The 3,551-nt window shown below is 70.5% G+C and carries 5 protein-coding genes and 2 pseudogenes; 6 read left to right on the top strand and 1 reads right to left on the bottom strand.

Going from position 1 to position 3,551, the window contains the following annotated elements; translation table 11 throughout:
- The 3 genes and pseudogenes from IQ216_RS12620 to IQ216_RS12610 all read left to right on the top strand — a co-directional run.
- Nucleotides 1–681 (top strand): annotated as a pseudogene (locus tag IQ216_RS12620) (single-stranded-DNA-specific exonuclease RecJ); the annotation flags it as partial.
- Nucleotides 681–1,256 (top strand): annotated as a pseudogene (locus IQ216_RS12615) (chloride channel protein); the annotation flags it as partial. The pseudogenes IQ216_RS12620 and IQ216_RS12615, both read left to right, overlap by 1 nt.
- A 388-nt stretch (nt 1,257–1,644) precedes the next feature.
- Entirely contained in the window at nt 1,645–2,031 is a 387-nt protein-coding gene (locus IQ216_RS12610) for a chloride channel protein (protein WP_228007489.1), read from the top strand.
- Here the strand turns inward: IQ216_RS12610 and psb30 are convergent.
- Nucleotides 2,010–2,117, bottom strand: coding sequence for a photosystem II reaction center protein Ycf12/Psb30 (gene psb30 / locus IQ216_RS12605; RefSeq protein ID WP_006041509.1), 108 nt, complete (start codon nt 2,115–2,117; stop codon nt 2,010–2,012). The two genes, IQ216_RS12610 and psb30, sit on opposite strands and share 22 nt — an antisense overlap.
- A 182-nt stretch (nt 2,118–2,299) precedes the next feature.
- Here psb30 and IQ216_RS12600 point away from each other — a divergent pair, with 182 nt between their 5' ends.
- From IQ216_RS12600 to IQ216_RS12590, 3 genes are read left to right on the top strand one after another with little or no spacing between them, the layout of a single operon-like run.
- The gene (locus tag IQ216_RS12600) at nt 2,300–2,689 is read left to right on the top strand and encodes a YkgJ family cysteine cluster protein (protein WP_193815756.1); all 390 of its coding nucleotides are present in this window, start codon (nt 2,300–2,302) and stop codon (nt 2,687–2,689) included.
- Nucleotides 2,686–3,048, top strand: a complete 363-nt coding sequence (locus tag IQ216_RS12595; protein ID WP_228007488.1) for a TMEM165/GDT1 family protein — start codon at nt 2,686–2,688, stop codon at nt 3,046–3,048. Before IQ216_RS12600 ends, IQ216_RS12595 begins: the two co-directional genes overlap by 4 nt.
- 6 nt (nt 3,049–3,054) lie before the next feature.
- Nucleotides 3,055–3,426, top strand: a complete 372-nt coding sequence (locus tag IQ216_RS12590; RefSeq protein WP_193815755.1) for a TMEM165/GDT1 family protein — start codon at nt 3,055–3,057, stop codon at nt 3,424–3,426.
- The last annotated feature ends 125 nt before the right edge of the window (nt 3,427–3,551 follow it).

Below are 3,551 nucleotides of genomic sequence, written 5' to 3'. Positions count from 1 at the left end.
GCCGTGGACCAGGCCCTCAGCCACTGCGCCGACCTGCTGGAGCGCCATGGCGGCCACCCGGCAGCAGGGGGCTTCACGGTGCGCGCCGAGCACGTGGCGGCCCTGCAGGAGCGGCTCAACGGCCTGGCCCGCGCCTGGCTGGAGGTCCAGGGCGGCGGCCACCCGGTGGAACCCGAGGTGCTGCTGCACCTGGAGCAGATCGACCGCGACTTCCTGCACCAGCAGCAACGGCTGGAGCCCTTCGGCATCGGCCATCCCCAGCCGGTGTACTGGAGCTCGGCCTGCCGCGTCAGCCAGCAGAAGCTGCTGCGGGGCGGCCACCTGCAGCTGGAGCTGCGTCAGGGTGACTGCAGCCTGCGCGCCATGGGCTGGCGCTGGCAGGGATCGGCCGACCTGCCCGCCTGGGTGGATGTGGCCTACCGGCTGCGGCTGGATCGCTGGCAGGGCCAGGAGCGGCTCCAACTGGAACTGGTGGGCCTGAGGGGCTGCGGCGACCCCGAGAGCCAGGGGGAGGTGCGCCTGCAGCGCTGCGGGCGCTCCTACTGGTGCCGCCGCCAGGGGAATGGCGTCGTGGTGCGCAACGCCGCCGGGGAGGAACTGCTCAGCAGCAGCACGCCTGAACACCCCTATCTCCGCGCCCTGCTTCAGGATGCGGCCCTGGCCCTCGGTCTCGCCGCCTGATGTCCCGCCTGCCCCTGCACCGCTACGACCTGGGCAGCCTGGCCCGGTTGCTCCTGGTGGGGGTGGCCGTGGGGCTGACCTGTCTGCCCCTGAATCTGGTGGACATGGCCCAGGCCTTCCTGCAGCAGAAACTGCCGGCCTTCACCGGAGCTGGCTGGACGCCCCTCACGATCGGCATTGCGGCGGCGCCCGTGCTGGTGATGCCCCTGCTGCTGGCCCTGCAGGCCCGGCGCCTGGCCCATGGCGCAGGCTCTGGCATCCCCCAGACGCTTCGCAGCCTGGAGCATCCCGAGCGGGCCGAGAAGCTGCTGGGAGCCAGCCCCACCGTGGCACGCATCGGGCTCTGGACAGCCGCCAGCCTGGCGCTGATGCCCCTCGGGCGCGAGGGCCCCGTAGTGCACCTCGGTGCCGCTGTGGCCGAGTTTCTGCGGCGGCGCTTTCCGCGCCTGTTCAAGGGGGTACCGACCCGCGACCTGATGGCGATCGGGGCTGGAGCCGGCCTGGCCGGGGGCTTCAACAGCCCGTTGATGGGCACCCTGTTCGTGATGGAGGAGCTCGTTGGCCGCTACAGCAGTTCACTGGTGTGGCCTGCGCTGGTGACCTGCTCGGCAGCCGCCCTGATCAGCAACCTCAGCGGCATTCCGCTGTTCCCCCTGGGGCTGCTGGACGTCAACATGCCGGAGTGGMWGCNSCWSSCTCTGSMCNNGNWGCYGNAYCNGKGGYKSGCKSMRGCCTGCNNNKYRGCGGYCKGWWYKCMCGNCTNCYGMYSAWSGWCANGCGGCTGGNNGCAWSSGSGRRKRCSCMKYCAGCYYYKGMRMWRGKGNCNRSCGSKSRGRKGMGSGYTSRCCCTGNAYGSCGMTSRGSAKCGNKMSSYWGSASCSGCRKYKWYKKGKAGRSCSTGRTNNGGKYSAKCKSCWGGTSKWSCGCGGTCCGCTGCCTGTTCCAGGCTCACCACTCGGCCAGATGGGCTGGCTGCTGGTGCTGGCGTCACGGTTGCTGGCCCCGCTTCTGGCCCTGGGGGCCGGGGTGCCTGGCGGCCTGATCGATCCAGCCCTGACCATCGGGGCGGTGTTCGGCAGCGGTGTGCTGGCCCTGTTGGGATCCAGCGCCCAGGTGGGCGTGGCCCTCGGCATGGCCGCGGGGCTGGCCGGTGCGACCCAGCTGCCGATGATGACCGTGCTGTTTTCGCTGCGGCTGGCCGGTGACCAGCAGCTGCTGTTCGGGATCCTGCTCAGCGCCGTGCTGGGGGCTTATGCAGGACGGAGGCTGGAGTCAAGGCCCATCTATCACGCCCTCGCCGACCTGGACGGCGAAGCCAAGAAGGACGTTCAGAGGGCGCCGCGGCGGTAGAAGAGGATGAAGATCACGGCGGGGCCAGCCAGGGTGATCAGAGCCAGGGCACCGAAGTTGGCAATCAGGTGAAAGTCGATGCCCATGGCAACCGGCACTGGATATGGAATGAGCGGGATTCTAGTCGCCTCTCCCTTGATCTCTCAGGGCGCCTCGGAGGCTGTGACTGGTTGTCACAGGGCCTGCTCTGGCCGGGCTGGCGGCATGGCGGCGCTTTGGATAGGGTCGACAGGGGCCAATCCGTTGGCGATGCCCGTTCAGGCAAGCCATGGCATCACGGCAGCAGCGGCACTGGCAATGCATTCAGGGCTGCGGCGCCTGTTGCCGCCTCGATCCCGCCCTGCGGCCCGAGGCCATCGCCGCCCTCAGCCCAGACCAGCAGACCCGCTACCTCTCCATGGTGGGAGCCGATGGCTGGTGCATCCACTACGACACGGGCGGGCGTCGTTGCCGGATTTACGAGGAGCGGCCTGATTTCTGCCACGTCAGCACCCTGGTGCCCCTCTTCGGTGGCCTGATGACTGGTGCTGACGGCGCGGCCCAGGCCGAACCTGGTGCCCTGGCCATCGCCTGTTGCCTGGAGCAGATCCGCTCGGAATACGGGGGCCGTGACAAGGTGATGCGTCGATTTCTGCGGACGATCCGGCGGCGGCCATGAGCAGCGACAGCCTGGGCAGCGCTCACCCAGCGGCCGAACGGAGCAGCTGGGGGGTGGCGTTCATCACCACCTTCACCACCGTGTTCCTGGCCGAACTCGGCGACAAGACCCAGCTGGCCGCCCTGCTGCTCTCGGCCCAGTCGGGCCGCCCGCTGCAGGTGTTTCTGGGGGCCTCACTGGCCCTGATCTGCTCCAGCCTCGTGGGGGTGCTGCTGGGGCGCTGGCTGGCCCGGGTGATGCCGGCCCAGCAACTGGAACGGCTGGCCGGCGGGCTGATGGTGGCCCTGGGGTTGTGGCTGGGCCGGCAGGCGGTGCTCCACCTGGTGGCCCCCGCTCCGAGCCTGCCCCCCCTCTCCTGAAGCCCGATGGATCTTGCCCTGCTGGCCTCCACGTTTGTCACGGTGTTTCTGGCCGAACTCGGCGACAAGACCCAGCTCGCGATTGTCACGATCAGCGGCACCTCGCCGCGGCCCGGGGCGGTGTTTGCCGGCAGCTCCAGCGCCCTGGTGCTGGCCAGCCTGCTGGGTGCCGGGGCCGGTGGCTCCCTCTCCGCCGTGATTCCCACCGACACCCTGCAGCTCGCCGCCTCAGTGGGCTTTCTGGTGCTGGGCGTTCGGCTGCTGCTGATGGCGGCAGCTGACGAGGAGCCCGCCCAGGSCATCTCCGTGGGCGGCGCGGATCCAGCCTTGGCGCCTGATGCCCAGGGGCCACCCAGCGATCAGGACGCGAGCTCCTGAGGGGCGACGGGAGTGCGCCGGAGCGGACGGGCCCTGCCCCTGCCCACCCGGCTGCCTAGAGTCGCCACTGACTGAACGGACGTCTGTGGACATGGGCATCGCTCCGAGCCCGGTTCATCGCCTCC

Origin of the sequence: Cyanobium sp. LEGE 06143, from assembly GCF_015207535.1 — a bacterium.
Taxonomy (GTDB): domain Bacteria; phylum Cyanobacteriota; class Cyanobacteriia; order PCC-6307; family Cyanobiaceae; genus NIES-981.
The sequence above is the reverse complement of the archived record's forward strand: the minus strand, read 5'-3'. Positions and strand labels throughout refer to the sequence as shown.

Coding starts and splice junctions, on each gene's coding strand:
- IQ216_RS12600 (WP_193815756.1), top strand. CDS start 2,300: ATGGCATCACGGCAGCAGCGGCACTGGCAATGCATTCAGGGCTGCGGC.
- psb30 (WP_006041509.1), bottom strand. CDS start 2,117: ATGGGCATCGACTTTCACCTGATTGCCAACTTCGGTGCCCTGGCTCTG.
- IQ216_RS12610 (WP_228007489.1), top strand. CDS start 1,645: ATGGGCTGGCTGCTGGTGCTGGCGTCACGGTTGCTGGCCCCGCTTCTG.
- IQ216_RS12595 (WP_228007488.1), top strand. CDS start 2,686: ATGAGCAGCGACAGCCTGGGCAGCGCTCACCCAGCGGCCGAACGGAGC.